At 48.2% G+C, this 17,689-nt stretch carries 16 protein-coding genes; 7 read left to right on the top strand and 9 right to left on the bottom strand.

From position 1 onward, the window contains the following. Positions 1–58: 58 nt before the first annotated feature. The 4 genes from Q0340_RS01305 to Q0340_RS01290 all read right to left on the bottom strand — a co-directional run bounded on the left by Q0340_RS01305 (position 59) and on the right by Q0340_RS01290 (position 3,590). The gene (locus tag Q0340_RS01305; protein ID WP_005870746.1) at positions 59–862 is read right to left on the bottom strand and encodes a transporter substrate-binding domain-containing protein; all 804 of its coding nucleotides are present in this window, start codon (positions 860–862) and stop codon (positions 59–61) included. Positions 863–963: 101 nt separating this feature from the next. Continuing rightward, positions 964–1,770, bottom strand: a complete 807-nt coding sequence (locus Q0340_RS01300) for a transporter substrate-binding domain-containing protein (protein ID WP_297904974.1) — start codon at positions 1,768–1,770, stop codon at positions 964–966. Positions 1,771–1,864: 94 nt separating this feature from the next. Further along, a complete protein-coding gene (locus tag Q0340_RS01295) occupies positions 1,865–2,674 on the bottom strand; it encodes a transporter substrate-binding domain-containing protein (protein ID WP_177388367.1) in 810 nt (269 codons plus the stop codon). A 412-nt stretch (positions 2,675–3,086) separates the two neighbouring features. Next, positions 3,087–3,590 (bottom strand): hypothetical protein, encoded by a 504-nt coding sequence (locus Q0340_RS01290; RefSeq protein WP_298081838.1) that lies wholly within the window; start codon positions 3,588–3,590, stop codon positions 3,087–3,089. Positions 3,591–3,673: 83 nt separating this feature from the next. On the opposite strand from Q0340_RS01290, the gene Q0340_RS01285 reads away from it, so the two are divergent. Continuing rightward, positions 3,674–4,552 (top strand): aminotransferase class IV, encoded by an 879-nt coding sequence (locus Q0340_RS01285; protein WP_298081837.1) that lies wholly within the window; start codon positions 3,674–3,676, stop codon positions 4,550–4,552. 46 nt (positions 4,553–4,598) lie between these two features. On the opposite strand, the gene Q0340_RS01280 is transcribed toward Q0340_RS01285, so the two are convergent. Beyond that, positions 4,599–5,564, bottom strand: a complete 966-nt coding sequence (locus tag Q0340_RS01280; RefSeq protein ID WP_298081836.1) for a DUF3137 domain-containing protein — start codon at positions 5,562–5,564, stop codon at positions 4,599–4,601. A gap of 8 nt (positions 5,565–5,572) precedes the next feature. Beyond that, positions 5,573–6,910 carry an AAA family ATPase gene (locus tag Q0340_RS01275; RefSeq protein ID WP_298081835.1) on the bottom strand — a complete coding sequence of 446 codons (1,338 nt, stop codon included), beginning with the start codon at positions 6,908–6,910 and terminating at the stop codon, positions 5,573–5,575. Between the two features lie 56 nt (positions 6,911–6,966). Between Q0340_RS01275 and Q0340_RS01270 the strand changes: the two genes are divergently transcribed. Then, positions 6,967–8,322 carry an SH3 domain-containing C40 family peptidase gene (locus tag Q0340_RS01270; RefSeq protein ID WP_298081834.1) on the top strand — a complete coding sequence of 452 codons (1,356 nt, stop codon included), beginning with the start codon at positions 6,967–6,969 and terminating at the stop codon, positions 8,320–8,322. 599 nt (positions 8,323–8,921) lie between these two features. Here Q0340_RS01270 and Q0340_RS01265 read toward each other — a convergent pair. From Q0340_RS01265 to Q0340_RS01255, 3 genes are all read right to left on the bottom strand, one after another. After that, a complete protein-coding gene (locus Q0340_RS01265; RefSeq protein ID WP_298081833.1) occupies positions 8,922–9,059 on the bottom strand; it encodes a hypothetical protein in 138 nt (45 codons plus the stop codon). A 103-nt stretch (positions 9,060–9,162) separates the two neighbouring features. Then, positions 9,163–9,981, bottom strand: a complete 819-nt coding sequence (locus Q0340_RS01260; RefSeq protein WP_298081832.1) for an isoprenylcysteine carboxylmethyltransferase family protein — start codon at positions 9,979–9,981, stop codon at positions 9,163–9,165. Positions 9,982–10,299: 318 nt separating this feature from the next. After that, on the bottom strand, positions 10,300–11,319 hold the full coding sequence (locus Q0340_RS01255) for an ABC transporter substrate-binding protein (RefSeq protein ID WP_298081831.1): 1,020 nt from the start codon (positions 11,317–11,319) through the stop codon (positions 10,300–10,302). Positions 11,320–11,478: 159 nt separating this feature from the next. Between Q0340_RS01255 and Q0340_RS01250 the strand changes: the two genes are divergently transcribed. The 5 genes from Q0340_RS01250 to Q0340_RS01230 all read left to right on the top strand — a co-directional run. Further along, entirely contained in the window at positions 11,479–12,903 is a 1,425-nt protein-coding gene (locus tag Q0340_RS01250; protein ID WP_298081830.1) for an SPFH domain-containing protein, read from the top strand. 587 nt (positions 12,904–13,490) lie between these two features. Beyond that, the gene (locus tag Q0340_RS01245) at positions 13,491–14,234 is read left to right on the top strand and encodes a hypothetical protein (RefSeq protein ID WP_298081829.1); all 744 of its coding nucleotides are present in this window, start codon (positions 13,491–13,493) and stop codon (positions 14,232–14,234) included. A 119-nt stretch (positions 14,235–14,353) separates the two neighbouring features. Next, on the top strand, positions 14,354–15,094 hold the full coding sequence (locus Q0340_RS01240; protein WP_298081828.1) for a sulfite exporter TauE/SafE family protein: 741 nt from the start codon (positions 14,354–14,356) through the stop codon (positions 15,092–15,094). A 90-nt stretch (positions 15,095–15,184) separates the two neighbouring features. After that, entirely contained in the window at positions 15,185–16,816 is a 1,632-nt protein-coding gene (locus Q0340_RS01235) for a DUF6138 family protein (protein WP_298081827.1), read from the top strand. A gap of 686 nt (positions 16,817–17,502) precedes the next feature. Further along, positions 17,503–17,689, top strand: a 187-nt coding sequence (locus Q0340_RS01230; protein ID WP_298081826.1) for a hypothetical protein, incomplete at its 3' end; no start/stop codon positions are given.

Raw genomic sequence — 17,689 nt, 5'->3', positions numbered from 1 at the left:
GGAGATAGAATTTACGCGATAAATCTTGCGTGATAAATTTTAAAATGAGCCGCAAATCCTACAAGAAGCTGTAAATTCCATCTAGCAAGAAATATCTTTTATCCGCAGCGCCGTGATAAAATGGATTAAAAGTTCCCTCGTATGCCTTTTCAAAAAAGCCTTCTTTGCTTAGCTTTATAAGCTCTGCATTGACGAAATCCAGTAGCTCTTTATTGCCTTTCTGAACGCCAATACCCATGAAATCGGGCTTGCCTAGAGTTTTAAGCGGCACTTCTACCTCGCTATCGACTACCGGATATGCCATTGCGATTAGATTATCGGTCGCGTAGGCGTCCACGTCGCCGTCTTTTAGCATGCGGTAGCACTCTCTGGCGATCTTACAAAATGTAAAATTTCCAAAACCTTCTTGTTTAAAAAATGCCTCGCCCGTACCGCCGCTTTCGAGTAAAATTCTCTTCTCTCGCAGATCGGCTAAGGATTTTATTCTATCGGCCTTGCGGGTTAAAACTCCAAGATTTACCGAAAAATACGGTGTTGAAAAATCGATCTGCTGCGCGCGTTCAGGCGTAATGGTAATCGTAGCGATGACGATATCTACGCGGTTGTTTACTAAAGCTGGAATTCTATCCTCGACCTTCATCGGTACAAGCTCGATTCTGCCGCCTTTTTCGCCGAAAAGATCATTTGCTATGGCCTGTGCCATCGTAACTTCAAAGCCCTCGAAAGTTCCATCGTTTAGCTCACTAAAAGGAGGCTGTCCGTCGTAAACGCCGATGCGAACGACGCCTTTTGATCTGATCTGTTCCAGACTATCGGCAAAAGCAACGATAAATGGTAGCAACATTGCAAGAAGCAATTTCATGGCAAATCCTTAAATTTAATCTCTTTTCCGCCTTCAAACGAAGCGGGAAATTTTATTTATTAAAATTCTAAAAGCCGGACTTATAAATTTAAAGCAAGCTCTTAGAGCATATTATAAATTCCATCTAGCAGAAAATATTTCTTATCCGCTGTACCGCGATAAAATGGATCAAAACTCTGCTCGTAGGCCTTTTTGAAAAAGCCCTCTTTGCTTAGTTTAATGAGCTCTGCATTGACGAAATCAAGTAGTTCTTTATTGTCTTTCTGTACGCCGATGCCGATGAAATCGCTAGGGCCTAGGTTTTTAAACGGCACTTCTAAAGTATCATCGATGACGGAATATGCAAGCACGATGAGATTGTCGTTTATATAGCCATCCGCATCGCCATTTCGAATCATTTCGTAGCATTCCTTAGCCGAAGCGCAATGGCCTAAATTTTTAAATCCCTTGGTTTTGAAAAATTTCTCGGCTACTGTCGCGTCGCCTTCGAATACGATCTTTTTATCATGAAGCTGCGCGATATCGGTAAAAGCGTCGGCTTTGCGCGTTAATACGCCCAAATTTACGGAGAGATAGGGGAGGGAGAAATCGATTTTTCTTTTTCGTTCGTTGGTGATGCTAAATAGACCGATAACTAAATCAAGCTTGTTTGCCTCTAAAAATGGAATTCTATCATTTACGCTTAGTGGGATGAACTCGATTTTGCCCTCTTTTTTGCCGAAAATTTCTTTAGCAATAGCGTTTGCAAGATCGATCTCAAATCCTTCAAATTTGCCGCCATTAGACTCGCAAAGCGGCGGATGAGCATCTCGCACTCCGATGCGAATGACGCCGTTTTGTCTGATTTGATCTAGGCTATCGGCAAAAAGCGCCGCACAAAATAGAGCCGCTATAAAAAGTAGTTTCATTTTATGTCCTTAAAATGGGATTTCGCATATTATCCTCTTATAATAAATGATGTTTTAGTCGAAGGCGTTAGATAAAACACTGCTAAATTCCGTCCTAAAATATGGCATAGAGCCCATCTAGTAAGAAATATTTTTTATCTGCAGCGCCTTGATAAAATGGCTTGAAAGTTTCATCGTAAGAACGTTCGAAAAAGCCCTGCTTGCTAAGTGTAACAAGCTCTTTATTTATCAGATCAAGCAATTCGGTATTGCCTTTGCGCACTCCGATGCCTAAGAATTCCGGATTACCTAGATTTTGGATTGCTACTTCTAAGTTGTCGTCGATAATGGAATAAGCTAGCACGATGAGATTATCGTTAACGTAAGCATCGGCTTTGCCTTGCTTAAGCATATCATAGCATTCGGTAGTAATGGAGCAATGGATTAGATTGTGGATTTTATTTTTATACAAAAAATTTTCTGCCGTAGTCCCGCTACCCTCTACTAGGACCTTTTTGTTTGAAAGATCGTCTATACTTTTGATGCCGTCGCTTTTACGTGTCAAAACTCCCAAACTCATCGAAAAATATGGATAAGAAAAGTCGATTTGCCTTTTTCTATCTTGCGTTATAGTGATGGTCGCGACTGCAAGATCTACCTTATCGTTTTGTAATGCAGAGATCCTATCGCTGGCGTTTAAAGGGACGAACTCGACTCTACCGCGCTTATCGCCGAATATGCTCTTAGCTATAGCATCTGCAAGGTTGATTTCAAAGCCTTCGAAATTACCACTTTTTTCATCACTAAAAGGCGGCCTACCATCACGAACACCGATTTTAACGACTCCGGCAGATCTGATCTGCTCCAAACTGCCCGCAAAAACACCGCTGCAAAGCGTAAAAATAATGCAAAAAAGTAGCTTCATAAACTATCCTTTTCTTAAATTTAATATTATCCCTTAGATATTGCGTGATTTTACCCTAAAATAGTTAAACATAACTTCAATTACATAATACGGATTGCTAAATCGGCAGTAAGTGAACGAGATTAGAATTTAAGAAACGATAGATAAATTTTATGAAGTGAAATTTAGCCGTAGCGAAATGTGGCGCAGGAAAGTATAAGCTTTGATTAAAATTTATCTATCGTAATTTACGGTGCAGTTTTTGCTGTATCGGCATAGAATTTTAATTTGGAATTCATCCATCATACCTGCTTGCTTTTCGAGCTGGAATTTTTACGTCTTGCCTACGTGCCGCATATTTCGCAATAAAATTTTAAAATTTGCTTGGGTTGAAATGCTGTTTTGTGTTATAGAATTTTGCGGTATTTTAAAACTATTTTTCGCCGACTTCTACGATTTTGCTTAGCACGTATTGTTCTAGCTCGCGTCTAGGCACGTCATTTTTGAGCGCTTCGTTGTAGATATTCTCGACTATGCGGCTGTATTTTTCGTAAGGAAAGTAGAGGAAATGGTTCGCCCAAGCGCGTTTGATAAGCTCATGCGTTAGCTTTTTTCTAGCCCACGCTTTGAAGCAATCAAAGCCGATAAAAACCGCCGACGTCGCTATGATCGTAAATAAAATGGAGAAGTGAAAGTCGATCTTTTCAAACATCGCGTGCGTCAGCGTTATCAAAAACATTACGCAGACGAATGCGAATATCGCGAAGATCACGTAGGATTTGCCGTAGTTAAATTTAAAATTTAGCTTCGAAGGATCGACGAGCATTCCGTCGTTAAACTCGGCGTTGGCTTCGAGCAGATCGCGGAAGAGCACGGGTTTATGCGATACGTGAAACATAATTTCTAAAAGCCTATCTTTAAAATTTGATTTATCCATCGGGTTTCCTTCGATTTTTGCGGCATTATATCTTAAATTAAATTGTTATAAGATAAAATAGTGCGAAATTTCAAGGAGCGATTATGTTTGAAATCAGCGGAATGAGCGGCGATGAGATAGTTTATATTAACGGCAAGCTTTGCAAGGCCAAAGAGGCTGCGATAAGCCCTTTTGATCGCGGTTTCGTGCTCGGAGACGGCATCTATGAAGTAGCGCCCGTGGTAAATTCTAAAATTTGCGACAGGGCGGATTTTTGGGAGCGCTTTGAGCGCAGCGCCGCGCAGATCGAGCTGAAAATTCCATATTCTCGCGAAAAATATGAGGAAATTTTATATGAGCTCATCGCGCAGGGTGGCGTGAGCGAGGGCGCTTTCTACACTCAGATCACAAGAGGTGCGGCGATGCGCGATTTTGACTACGTCCGCGGCATAGAGCCTAGCGTCTTTGCTTTTGTGTATCATACGCAAATTTTTGATAATCCGCTCGCAAAAGAGGGGATCGAGATCGTAAGCCTGCCCGAGATCCGCTGGCACAGGCGCGATATAAAATCGATCTCGCTTTTAGCTCAGTGCATCTTAAAGCACGAGGCCCACAGGGCGGGCGCTTATGAGTGCTTTTTGATCGAGGACGGGCTGGTTACCGAGTGTTCGAGCTCCAGCGCGTTTATCATCAAAGATGACATCCTTATCACGCGGCCGCTTTCAAACGACATACTGCCCGGCATCCGCCGCAAGGTGATCTTGGGTCTTGCCGAGCAAGCGGGGCTGAGCGTGCAGCAGCGAGCGTTTGGAATGAGCGAGGTTTATGAAGCCGATGAGGCCTTTATCAGCGCGGCGACGCTGATGGTGCTGCCGATCGTAAAGGCTGACGGCAGAGCGATCGGTGGCGGTGCGGTCGGCAAATATGTACCGCGCCTGCGTGAGATGTATGCCGCGCGGCTAAGAGCCGAAGCGGGACTGTAATAGGGCGGTCAAATTTAGCCCGTTAAATTTAAACGATACGGGCTGATTAAATTTTGCTTTCTAGCTCCCCGGTTATGTGACCCAGCTCGCTTACTAATTCTAAAATCTCAGCCAGTTCGTATTGATGAGCATACGCCGTTCCGGTTGTCGGAGGTATGCTAAATAGCTCTGTTTCAAAGCGGTTCGGCGCGCCGTTTAGAAATAGGTAAAATTTATTATCCATAAACGCCGCGCTTATGCTAAATTTATGGTAGTATCGCTTTAGCTCGTTTAGTCGCTCCATCAGCGCAGGCGTCAATAGATATCGAGCTTCGACCTTGTCATCAGCAAACACGCGAAATTCGCTATTAAAAATGACGTTGTCCATTAGCTCCTTCTCGCCTAAAATTTTTGTATTTAGCTCGCGGCTTGCCAAGATGGTTTTGGCGTAAAATCTCTTGCCGAATTCGCATATCAGCACGCTGCCGTTAAAATCCATATACGCATCATATGAGCTCATCGCAAGTGAAGCTAGCTTCACATAGGTATTGTCTATGCCCAGATCGTAGTTCTTTTTGATTCTAATCGCTTCGCTGAGGCTAAATTTTACCCCATCCCATTCGCCTTTTATCTCATCTTCGCCGATAAAATCGGAATTTGCAAATATTCCCGCTCTCCTGAATTCCTTCGCGCTTATGCCACGTCCTGGCGAATAAGTAAGCTGCGGATACGCCTGTGAGATCGCCGTGCGCACCAAAATTTTTTTGTAAAATAGTTTATATTCATAAGCGGCGTCCGCAATACCGTCGTAAATGTAAGCAACATAAATAATCAAAAGCACCGCGTAGATAAGATAAACTTCGATCATCTTGTAATCCGTATCATCGTCTGTTTTAAATACCGCATCGATCGCAAACATCACAATAAATGGGAACAGATACAAAAATACTATCTTGGCATAGATCATCACTACCTTGCAAATACACTTTTTTTGTTTGGCTCTACTTAGCGCTATCGCCCTGTCTAGTTGCATGCGTTTCCTTAAATTTTTTGATCCGAAATTTTATAAAATTCGTTCTCTTGATAAAATTTCACTACGGCTTCATCCGCGCTTGCGTTGCGCTGCAAATACCGCAGCAAGGGCTCCGTGCGCGTATATATCACCCCGAGCCCCGCAAGGCTCGTCGCTCGCGAAAGCGCCACGTAGAGCTGCCCCTTGGCAAAGATCCTGTCGATGTCGCAGATGAGCTGCGGGATGCTCATGCCTTGGGATTTGTGGATCGTGATGGCATATGCGAGCTTGAGCGGGAACTGATAATACCGCGCCAGTACGATCTGCTCGGCATCCGTGCCGCTTGCGGCGATCTCGCTTAGTTCGTATGTTTGCAGCCCCACGCGGCTTAGCATGCCCGAGGGCTTTTTTACGACTACGCTTTCGATCTCGCCGCCGGAGCTTTTTTCGATCTTTTCGACGACGCCTTGCTCGCCGTTAAAAAACTCGCCGCTTTTGTTTGCGGTAAACAGCACCTTTGCGCCCTCTTTCAGCGTCAGACTTTGCGGCGTATTTAGCGAGGCGATCCATTTTTGAATTTTTTGCTCGCTCACTCCGCTTTGCAGCGCTTCATAAACGCCCTCAAAGCTGCTCTGCGGTGCATTAAGCTTGGCTAATCTGGCGTTATTTATCGCATCTACTTCGGCGTTTCGGCCCGAGATTATCGTGGCATCTGGTTCTGCTCGCGCGGCATCGATGATCAAAGATCGCATCAGCTCCGCCGTCTGCTCGCTTGCGATGCCGAGCCGCAGCTCACAAAGCAGGCGGTATAGTGCCGCATCCGCGGTGCGCTTGGAGCCTATCATCTCGACGTAAAAAAACTCGCACTGCCTCCACGCATACGAGCCGAAGGCGTAATCCGAGTCGCTAAATAGGCTCGCGCGCGGCGCTCTCTCGCCCTCTTTGCGCACCGGCGGAAGCTGATAAAAATCGCCCGTAACGAGCAGCCGTCCGTTAAATTTAGAATTTGAAATTCTAAGATAGATCATCTCGAAAAGCTCGGCGCCGATCATCGAAATTTCATCGATCACGATGAGATCTGCGAGGGCTAAAATTTTTCGTAGCTCGCTTAGCTTGCCGCTTTGTTTGCGATCGAAGCTCTTTAGCTCCTCGTGGTTTTTGCAAATGCCGAAGCGGAAGAAGCTATGCACGGTCACGCCGCCGATCTCTACGGCGCTGATGCCGGTGCTGCCGAGTACGATGACGAGCTTGCCGCGAGCGCGGTAATTTTCGATGAGCTCTTTTATTATGTAGCTTTTGCCCACGCCTGCGCCGCCCGTGATGAAAATATTGCGATCTTTTAGCTTTTGGATGATGAAATTTATCAAGTTTTTTCCTATTTTTTGGCAAAATTATAGCCAAAATTTTTTAAAAGGCATTTTGTTTGAAACGATTAGTATCTCTCATCTTCGCGGCTTTAATCCTTGCAGGTTGCGCCACCCATAAGTTTATCCCGGAAAATCCCGTTGTTTTGGATCTCGAATACGCTCAAAACAGCGAGCGGCTGCCCGCTCCTGCGTCGGTGCAAAACATAAGCGGAAAAGCGTTTAAGAGCCGCTATTTTAAAATTTGGTTTGATGATGCGCCTATTAAAGCGGAAATCGATACGTTTTGGGGACTTAATTACGCAAAGGGGCGCCACTTTGACGCCGCAGGCAGGATATATAACGACGCGATCTATCAAAGCATCCGCATAAATGCGAACGAAGAGGCGTTCGGGCTGATCTCCGAGCCCGCTATAACGGTAAAAAACGCGCTGCTGCGAAATATCCCAAGCGACTTGCCGATTTTCGGCGATCCGAGCGAGCCGGGGGAGGGCGAGCCGTTTGATTACGCCGCAAATTCAGCTGTAGGCGTGGGCTATCCGATGCTGCTGTCGCATTACAGTAGAGACGGCGCATGGGCGTTCGTGCGCAACGACGGCGTGTGGAGCTGGATCAGAAGCGACGCGATAAAGCGCATCAGTCCGCAACAAGCGGATATCTACGCAAATTCTAAATTTATAACGATCCTGCGCGACGGCGCAGTCGTTTATGACGGAAACGGCGCGGAGCTTTTTAGAGCCCGCACCGGCACGATCCTGCCGTATGATTTTAGCGGCGAGCGCGATCTTGGCGGCACGCTCGGCGTGCAAAGCGGTTTCGGCGGCGAAATTTTAACTCAGTTTGGTAGCAAGAGATATTTCGTTAGCGCGGAGGATGCGAGGCTTTGGCCCGCGCCGCTTGATGAGCAAAACTCAAAGATCGTAGCCGCTAGCCTGCTCGGGCAGAAATACGGCTGGGGCGGGTATAAATTTCTTCGCGATTGCTCGCTTATGACGAAAGACTTTTTGGCAAATTTCGGGCTGTGGCTGCCGCGAAATTCTAAGGCGCAATCGGGCCGCGGCAAGCGTTTTTCGCTGGCGGGGATGAGCGCGGATGAAAAGCTTAGCTTCATCGGTAAAAACGGCGTGGCGTATAAAACCCTGCTGTATATGCCCGGCCACGTGATGCTCTACGTAGGGCAGGTAGACGGCAAGCCTGCGGTGCTGCACGACATCTGGGGGCTTCGCACGATGGATGGCGGACGCGCAGTCATCGGACGCACGGCGATTACGTCGCTTACTATCGGCTCGGATCGCGCGGACATCGCCGAGGATCGCCTGCTGATATCGCGTATCAGCGCGATGAGCGTGCTTTCGGGCGAGGATGACGGCGCTTTGGACGATCAGTTCGGCTCTGCGGATTTCGGTGCGAATTAAATGCTGCCTCGTAAAAAAATAGAGAGCGGGTTATGGGCGATGGCCTCAGAAAAAAGCAAGCGACGAGAACCGGATGCATGTAAAAAAAAGAGCGGACCGCGCGCTACTGAGATGAGTGCAAGCCGTCGCCGCTATCGAAAAACGATGTCTTGTTTGTGTATGCAGGCGCGAACTGCTCGCCGCTATCGAAAGCGGCGCGTTGCTTGCGTATATCTCTGTGAACTGCTCGCCGCTATGGATAGAAGCTCGCGGGTATAAGCGCGCTCGCCGCCGTCCCTTGCAAATCGCTTCGTCTAAAACATCTCCTCTTGCGTAGTTCTTACTGGCGATGCGTTTGCTGTTTCGTCGTGTCTGCTCGGCGTATCGCTAAATTTTACATTTCGTGTCTTCATCGCCAATATACGCATCCTTGCGCCGTCGGTAAAATTTTGCTTTAAAAATTTCGTTTGGAATTTTAAAGGAGCCGTAGCGAGCCGGTAAAATTTCATTCGCTCGGCTCTTAAAATTTTAAGAAACGCTTTTCCGCTACATGTGCAGACGGCTCTAAACGCGCCCAGACTTCAGCCGAAGCTATTTTTCGCCGCAAGCGGGAGCGTGCGTCATTTGCCGTCTGGGCCCAGGCCGTGCAGTATGTATCCAAACTCCGCGCCGCTTACGAGGATGATTTGGTTGTTCTCGTTGCAAAGCGAGGCGACTTTATTTACTTTCTCAGGCAGCTCGACGACGTTTCTGCGCATATCTTTAATCCGTCCTCGGCTCGCCCGCGGCGGCGTTTAAACAAAACGCTAGAAACAAAGCGGCGACGAGCGCCAAATTTTTCCTTACGAACATACTCTCTCCTTAGTGCCAAAATTTTATAAAACGTCTAGGGTTGCGGCATGCCCTAGGTTTTACCCTCCCCTTAGAAAACAAAAAATATCTCGGCGTCTTGCGTTTATACTTTAGATACTCCTGTCCGTAGGCTCGCTCGCAGTAGCGCTCCTCGCCCAGGACCACGAGATGGTTGTATATGGCAAAGGGCACTATCGCTATTAGTAGCCATAGCGACGCCGAAGCGACGCAAACGCCCGCCATGCCGAGGAAATAAAAGAAATACATCGGATTGCGCGATAGGCGGTAGATGCCGCCTTGTGCGGCCTTGTCCGCAGGAGCCGCCGCATAGTCGTAAAACGCCTTGATGAAGCCCGCCAAAGCCGCTATATAGATCACCGCTCCGATCCAAAACCACGCGCTATCCGTCTTAAGCGGCACGAAGACCGATAAAATGAGCAGCGCTACTTGCAGCAGCGAGCTTATGATGGCATTTCGCTTGTCCGCGAGCGTGTACCAAGAGGTATCGGTGGCGCGCTTGCCGACCTCCTTGTAGATAAACATATACGCGAACTGTATCAGCACCATCGCAAATGAGGGTATCCAAGCGCCCGCTAGAGAAGGCTCAAGCGTCGTAAAAAATGAAATTTCCATGACCGCTCCCTTTGCTTTAAATTTTATCTTGCAGCTTTGTTTTGCCCTTGTTTGCTTGTCGTTGCTTTGTCCTTTTTCACTCGCCGTGGGTTTAAATTTTATTCCGCCTCGCACTGCCCGTTTGACATACTGCGGATATGTTTGCTCGGCACGCCGGGCGTTAGGGATGTCGCTTTGGTTGGGACAATGCGGCAACGACGCCGTCATTTAGGTATCGACGCGCCAAGCGCCGATGGGATCTGCACTTTATGTGGGCGGCATTCGCACTTCAACGCGCCAAAAATGCGATAGTGCCGCTTGTTTTGACGATACGACGACGCCCACCCGCTTGTATGACTAGATGATTTGTCTATCCGGTGTCGAGATAGGACAGGCAGTCTGCTCGGCGCCGATGTATCGCCGCACGATGAAACATTCCGCGCCGATGTACTCGCTGCCTACTACACGATGAGCATTCGGCACGGGTGCTGTCTACTAGGTGCGGCGCTGACGCCGTTGCTTCGGTGCTGCGTCTTATTTACCCTCTGGGTTAAGTCCTTTTAAAATATAGCCAAATTCCGCGTCGCTTAGCTCGTAATTCATAAATTTTTTATAAAACGCCTTAGTTTCGGCTTTTACGTCGATGTCGGCAAAGAGCTCCGGCTGGATGGTTTTGGCTGCCCATAAAATTTGAAGCACCGTATCCGCGCCGTATCGATCCCAGTTGAAAACCCCGCGCGGATTGCCGTAAACACGTCCGTTTTTGACCGCATCCGTGCCGCTGTAAACCGGGCTTGATTTGATTTTCTCTACCGCATCTTCGTTGTGATCGCCGCCTACGATTATGATCTGCGGGTTGCTAGCGATGATCTCCTCGGCGGTGATGGTTTTCATCGGGCCTTTTGTGGCGGTGATCGCATTCGTTCCGCCGGTCAGCTCTATCCACGAGTCGATCAGCGTGCCCTTGCCGTCGATCTTTAAAAGATCGCTTCCGTCTACGATGTGAAGGACGCGCGGGCGCTTATCGGGACTTAAATTTGCGGTGCGGCCGCTAACCAAAGCGATATTTTTATCGAGATTTGCGATCAGATCCTTAGCTCTTCGCGGTGCGTCGCCGCCTAGCATATCGCCGCACATCCTGATGCTGCGCCTCATCTGCTCGTAATCGCTAAAGCTCGCCTTTAAAACGGTAAAGCCCTGTTTAGATAAATTTTCGCCCGCCAGTGCGGTTGGGACTATGACTACGTCGGGGTTACGGCTCATTAGCTCCTCTAAATTTACGTCATTATTTTTTAGCAGCACAGGGATCTGCGCTAGGCGCGGATAAATTTTAAGAAACCACGCGTTTTTGCTGATATTATCGGTGGTAGCGACGATCTTATCCGCTCCTCCTAGGGCCAGTAAAATTTGATTGTTCGAGTGCCAGAGTGCCGCGATACGCTCAACTTTTGCGGGGATTTTGACCTCAGCTCCGTCCATATCCTTGATAGTTCTAAGCTCTGCTGCGCTCGCAAAAAGTGCACCCGCTAAAAGCAGTAGTAAAAATTTTTTCATTTTTTCTCCTAAACGGTATTGAAATATATGCCGCGATATTACAAAAAACCTCATTAAAATTGCGTAAATTTTAACCGCTGTCGCTGCGATTATTTATTATTTTTCAAAGTAAATTTTTATATAATCCATTTTAAATTTAGCATTTTTAAAGGAGAGAAAATGGGTGAAATTTTATATTTGATAGGCGCCGCCGCCGGGGTTTTAATCGCGCTTTTTATCATCGTGCCTCTGTTTTTCAGGCGCATAGTGGAGACGAATGAAGTGCATATAGTCCAGAGTGCGCGCAAGACGACGAGCTACGGCAAAGATACCGGTAACGGCAATAGCTACTATGAATTCCCAAGCTGGGTGCCGGTGCTGGGCGTTACGAAGATCGTTTTGCCGGTCTCTGTTTTTAGTATCAAGATCGAGGATTATGAGGCGTATGATCTGGGCAGGCTTCCTTTCGTCGTCGATATCACGGCGTTTTTTAGGATTATGGATTCAAATTTGGCCGCGCAACGCGTCAATAATTTTGAGGATCTTAACAATCAGCTTAGAAATATCATTCAAGGCTCGATCCGTTCGATCCTCTCAAGCCGAGTGCTTGAGGACATCTTGCAGATCCGCTCCGAGCTCGGAGATGATTTTACCAAGGCGGTAAAGACGCAGCTGCAAAACTGGGGTATCGAGCCCGTTAAAAACATCGAGCTAATGGATATCCGAGATAGCAGCGGCAGCAAGGTCATATTAAATATCATGGAGAAGAAAAAATCCCAGATCGAAAAGGAAAGCCGCGTCGAGGTCGCAAACAACACCAAGCTCGCCCAGATCGCCGAGATCGAAGCCGCGCAGGCAACCGAAGTGCGCCAGCAGGAGGCCAATAAGATGGTGGGTCTTAAAACCGTCGAAAACGAGCGAGAGGTCGCAATCTCGAAAGAGCAGGCCGAGCAGCTCATTAAAGATCAGCAAAAGATCACGCAGGAAAAGGCGATGGAGGTCGTGCGGGTAAACGACGTCAAGCAGGCCGAGATCAAAAAGCAAGTGGAGATCGTAAAGGCCGAGCAGGAGCAGCGCAAGATCGAGATCGACGCCGAAGCGCGCAAAAACGCCAAAATCCGCGACGCCGAAGCGATCAAGGAAAATCAAATTTTAGTAGCGCAGGGCGACAAAGAGAAGCAGTTTCTCGCCGCCGCGGCGCTTTTGGAGATGAAGGACAAAGAGGCGCAGGGTACGCTAAAGATAGGCTCTGCAGAGGCCGAGGCGCTTAGGCTAAAAGAGCTCGCGCCCGTAAACGCACAGATCGAGCTCGCGCGCGAGATCGGCGAAAATCAGGGCTATCAGACCTATCTCATTTCGATCAAACAGATCGAAGCGAACCGCGACATCGGCCTAGAGCAGGCCAAGGCGCTAAGCGCGGCGGATCTTAAGATCATCGCAAACGAAGGCAGCGTAGGCGAGGGGATGAGTAAATTCGGCGAAATTCTAAGCGCCAAGGGCGGCACGCAGCTAGCCGCGATGCTTGAAGCGCTAAATCAAAGCGAGGTCGGCAAAAAGGTGCTGGATAAAATTTCAGGCGCCAAGGAGGGGGATAAATCCGAGTAATATTCGCAGTCTGGGGCTAGTAAAATTTTAAATTTACACACTAGCGGCGCTGTGGACGAGGGTAAATTTAAACGATACGCTAGCGGCACAGCGCGGGCGAACAAATTTGAGCGGTCTGCCTGTCCGGGTGGTTTGTCTGCCTGCATTAGATAAATTTAAGGCGCTAGCGAAATTTAAAGGTTACGAAATTTCAAATACTCGCGAAATTTCAAATACTCGCGAAATTTTAAAACGTCGTGAAATTTAAACGCCGCGGAATTTCAAACGCTCATAAAATTTCAGGCTCTCGTGTGCGAGCATTTAAAGACGGCGCTGTATCGCAAGTATTCGCAGAGCGCCGAAACTGCGGGTAAATTTTAAAAAATTGGCAAAGCAAGATTTAAAATTTAGGCGCGGGTGCATAGCGCTCACGGATTGCACTTAGTAGTTGTAGGTTGCCGCCAATGCTTGAGTTCCGCCGCCTAGCGGTCAAATTTTGCCGCCTGCGAGATTAAGTTTATTCGGTTCGCATGAAATTTTAAGAAGCGAGAGCCGTTGGCAGCAGCGCAAAATTTAACCCGTCTTCATAAAATTTTAAGGAGCGTACGATGGCAAACGCCGTAAATTCCGCGCAGTACCTGGCGCATATCAAGCAGGCGGAAGCTCTTTTTGAGGGGCAAAATTTTACCCGGCGCCAAACGATAAATTTAGGTAGCGGATATGAGATCGTAAAGGACGCATATAGGCTCGGCGCGACAAGCTTTAGCGGCGGCGAATATACGCTGTTTGGCACGCCGCAGATAAAAAGCCTACACCGCATAGACGACGGAAATGGCAGCTGCGTAGCCCATCTCAAAAGCCGCGCGATAAAAACTTGGCGCTGTATAGACGATCGGGCGGAATTTTTTAGCCTGATCCGCCACGCAGACGGCAAATTTTACCTCGTTTTTCGCCAGGATCTATACGGCTACAGCGTGCTTGATCTAGCCTCAGCGCAGATCATGCGCTTCGTGCCGGACGCCTGGCTAGACGGCAAGGAGAGCTTCATTTGGGACGGCGTGCACTATCTGCGGGGTTGGGACGCGCTGGCCGTGAGCGGCTGCTACTGGGGCGCTCCAAACGGCGTGCATTTGGTGAGCTTTGCCGAGCCGATGAGCGAAGAGCAGAGATATGTAGACGTTTTAGACTGCATACGGGGCGGTTACGACATCTACGAGCAGGCTGATTTTGCGGGCTTTGAGGGTAATGAACTGAGCCTAAAATGCTTTCGCGCGGACGCCTTGCGATATGAAAAAGTAAAAATTTCGCGCGAGCAATACCGCGAATGGATGCGCGAATCAAAACGACTATAAGCTTTAAATTTGCTAAATTTTGCGCTTAAATTTAAAGACTCGCAAAACAGTAAAATTTAATTACGAGCCGCAAAAAGCGGAATTCGGCGAGACCAAAGGGGCTGAAATAAGGAATACGGATGTTTTTTGAATACATTTTAATCGGCGCCTGCGTAGGCTTTATCAGCGGATTTTTCGGCATCGGCGGCGGCACGGTCGTGGTGCCCGTGATGATGCTCTTCGGCTACGACGTCAAGTACGCCATCGGCATCAGCATCATGCAGATGATCTTCAGCTCGATTTTCGGCTCATTCGTAAATTTTAAAAGCAAAATGCTAGACGTCGCGCCGGCGCTGGTGCTGGGGCTCGGGGGCTTTTGCGGCGCGCTTAGCAGCGGCTTTATCGTAAGCTATTTCTCCTCAAAATTTCTACTGGGCACGCTCATTTTGGTGCAGATCATAAATTTAATCAAACTCTTCAAAACCTCGACCGAGCCCACCGGCGAGGCCAACGAATCTAAAATTTTGCTCTTTATCGTGGGGCTGTTCGTCGGCGCCGTGGCGATCAGCGTGGGTATCGGCGGCGCGGTATTCGTGATGCCTATTTTGATCAGCTTTTTAAACTACGACATCAAAAAGGCCGTCAGCACGGGGCTATTTTTCGTGATATTTTCCTCAAGCGCGGGCTTTCTGAGCCTTTCCGCGCACGGGCTCGTGTACTACAAGATCGGCGCGTTGCTAGGCATCGGCTCGCTAGCGGGCGTTTATGCGGGCGTCAAAACCTCGCACAAGATCGGCAGAAAGGCTCAAAAGCGCTGGATGATCGCACTTATCGTTACGATACTTTGTATAACGGTTAGGAAATTTTTGGCTTTGAGCTAGGCGTGCTTGCCGAATCGAAGCTAAAATCGGATCTAAATTTAGTCGCGGCACCTTGCCGCAAAATTTAACTCAAATTTAAAAGGATCGTCAATGAACGAAGCTCAAATTTCGCTAGCGGGCAAAATTTCGGACTCGCTAAAGCGCCTGATCGCGGGCAAACTTGGCTCGCAGTACAAGGGCGAGGCGCCGTATTCGGGGTGTCGCGTGCAAGAGGGGTATTTTGATTTTTTGGGCGTGGAGTGCCGCGGATCGCGCATCAGGCTCTACCTTCACGACTTTGACGCGGACAGCTTTAGAGCCGATGCGCCCGAGATAGACGAGCTAGAGTGCGAGGAGTTTGAGGCCGTCGTCCCGCTCATCGCAAAGAGCGTGGAGGAGGAGTTTTTGGCTGAAGTAAATCTGCCGTTTTTTGCGTATAAGCTGGATTTAGCGGTCAAATTTGAAGGTGCGAGCGGTAGTCTGGCACAACGCAGCTGCGAGCGTAAATTTTACTTTGAAAACACTGCGCGAAAAGCCGAGCTAAGGCGTAAAATGGATGATTATATAGACGAGATCATCATCCGCCGCGATAAAAAGATCAAAGACGGCCGCGAGATTTTCGTGTTTATGGACCGCATTTTCGATCTTTCGCTTATGGATTACGACGAAACGGCGCTTGCGGCGCTGCTTGAGCGGGTTATCGCCGCGGTACAGGACGCCAAGAACAGGCGGCTTTTGGGGGATTTTATCATCGCGCTAGAGAATAATCTGCGGCGCTGGAAAGAGGAGAAATTCCTGCCGAAATTTTACGATATTTTAGGTGACGGCTGGAGTAAAGATTACGAGCTTAAAAAGGACTTTACGCGGCAAAGCGTGGACGCGGGCGAGCTTGCGTTTTTCGTGCGGGCGGCGCTTTGGAATATCAAATTTAAGCGCTACGGCTGGGACGTGGATCTTGCGCGCAAAGATTTGGAGTGCGCGGCGAAAATTTTCGGCTCGGCTCAGGCGCAAAACTATCTGGATCACGGCACGGGTGAGCTGCCGTGCGAGCTTGTAAAATTTAAAGACGCGGACGTAGAGTGCAGCGCAAACGACGGTTTCGCGCAAGTTCGAGTAAAAATCAAAAACGAAACGGCGGATGCGTATAAAAAGGCGCTAAATTTTATCGTAAAGCTGCTGCGAGCGGGCTTTGCTGCAAGCTACGCCGTAAAGCTTAGCTCCAAGGCGCAGAAAACCTATCTGCCGATCAAAGGCCTTGCGCCCACGCCCACGCACCGATTTTTCGCCGCCGCGCTCGCGCACGGGCTGGATGGGGAGCTCGAGCTTTACGCGAACGAGGCGCTAAGACACAAGTTCGAGTTCTACGCCGACACGGATGGCGAAAAGTGTTTGATGAGCGGCAGCTACGCAGTTTTCGGTCTCGCACTAAAGAGCGAAAAATACTTTGGTCTCGCGCGGCGCTACTTTGAGACGGTGGATGCCGAGCATCAGAGTGCGCATATAAAATTTATCGAGGCATTTATCGATCGCTACGGTATTAGCGAGCGCAGTTTAGAGGTGATCGTCGCAGGGCTGCCGTCATATCAAGAGGATAAAATTTACAAAAGCTTAAAGGCGCTAATGAAGGGGCCCGCGAACAAGGCTTTGTTTGCGCGCGCGATCTCGGGGCTGAGCGAGCACGAGAAAGAGAGCGCGACGTATGCCGTGTGGGGTGAGAACTGGCAGAAGGAAATTTTAGGCTGATGGCAGCTTGTCTTTTTTCTTTATACTTCGTTGGGAACTCGGTCGGCTTCGGTCACGTATTTTTACATACGCTCCCTCGCCTCCGTCGTTTCTGCCTCGTCTAAACGCAAAAATACTGCGCCTTATCTTGGGCGCTTCGCTTTAAAATTTTATATTCAAATCTAAAGCAAATTTATTAAATTTAACTCAGCGATGCTTTGCGTTAACAAAGCATCGCCACCTCTAACGTCGTCGGGGATGGAGGATTGTTAAGGGGGAAGGGAGCGACCTCGTAATTTAAGCCCCTTCCCCCTTAACAAAAACGATAGATCGGCGTAATCGCTGCTAATGTTTAACGGGATTGTGAGGATTTGGCGGGTCTGCTTGCAGTTGCGAGGCGGTGTCGAAGCAAAGGAAGGCGACGCTTCGTAAGTAGAACCCCTTCCGCCCCCAAGAGAAAAGCTTAAAATTTAAGAATGTCTGAAAGCCTGAATTTGGTAGATAGCCACTCTTGCGAGTGAAATTTTAAAAATTCATCCAAATTTTGAGCTAGTTAAATTTTATAAACTGGGCGGCGCTGTATTTATAAGCAAAGCTCGCCGCCGTTAAAGCGAAATTTCAATGGCGATTTGTCTTTCAGGTGCTCAAATTTTGATAAAATTCGGCTCAGCGAAATCGGCAAAAGAGATCAAAATAAAGGAGAAAAAATGGTGATAGACGGGGTGAAAATTATCGACAGCGATGATGGATGCGATATATATTTGACTATCACAGAGCGATACAAGGACGGCGAAAATGTTGAAACGATATTGCAAGATGTTTTGGCGCAGGCGGAAAATTTCTGCACCGATGAGCTTTATAACGAGATTTATTGGACGGCCCTAGCGTATTCGC

The organism is uncultured Campylobacter sp. (assembly GCF_938045595.1).
In the GTDB taxonomy this organism is placed as follows: Bacteria; Campylobacterota; Campylobacteria; order Campylobacterales; family Campylobacteraceae; genus Campylobacter_B.
This window is presented reverse-complemented; position numbering and strand designations above follow the sequence as displayed.

Excerpts from the sequence above, each read along its gene's own strand:
- Q0340_RS01235 (WP_298081827.1), top strand. The coding sequence starts at position 15,185 with ATGAACGAAGCTCAAATTTCGCTAGCGGGCAAAATTTCGGACTCGCTA.
- Q0340_RS01290 (WP_298081838.1), bottom strand. The coding sequence starts at position 3,590 with ATGGATAAATCAAATTTTAAAGATAGGCTTTTAGAAATTATGTTTCAC.
- Q0340_RS01245 (WP_298081829.1), top strand. The coding sequence starts at position 13,491 with ATGGCAAACGCCGTAAATTCCGCGCAGTACCTGGCGCATATCAAGCAG.
- Q0340_RS01285 (WP_298081837.1), top strand. The coding sequence starts at position 3,674 with ATGTTTGAAATCAGCGGAATGAGCGGCGATGAGATAGTTTATATTAAC.
- Q0340_RS01280 (WP_298081836.1), bottom strand. The coding sequence starts at position 5,564 with ATGCAACTAGACAGGGCGATAGCGCTAAGTAGAGCCAAACAAAAAAAG.
- Q0340_RS01255 (WP_298081831.1), bottom strand. The coding sequence starts at position 11,319 with ATGAAAAAATTTTTACTACTGCTTTTAGCGGGTGCACTTTTTGCGAGC.
- Q0340_RS01305 (WP_005870746.1), bottom strand. The coding sequence starts at position 862 with ATGAAATTGCTTCTTGCAATGTTGCTACCATTTATCGTTGCTTTTGCC.
- Q0340_RS01295 (WP_177388367.1), bottom strand. The coding sequence starts at position 2,674 with ATGAAGCTACTTTTTTGCATTATTTTTACGCTTTGCAGCGGTGTTTTT.
- Q0340_RS01265 (WP_298081833.1), bottom strand. The coding sequence starts at position 9,059 with ATGCGCAGAAACGTCGTCGAGCTGCCTGAGAAAGTAAATAAAGTCGCC.
- Q0340_RS01250 (WP_298081830.1), top strand. The coding sequence starts at position 11,479 with ATGGGTGAAATTTTATATTTGATAGGCGCCGCCGCCGGGGTTTTAATC.
- Q0340_RS01300 (WP_297904974.1), bottom strand. The coding sequence starts at position 1,770 with ATGAAACTACTTTTTATAGCGGCTCTATTTTGTGCGGCGCTTTTTGCC.
- Q0340_RS01240 (WP_298081828.1), top strand. The coding sequence starts at position 14,354 with ATGTTTTTTGAATACATTTTAATCGGCGCCTGCGTAGGCTTTATCAGC.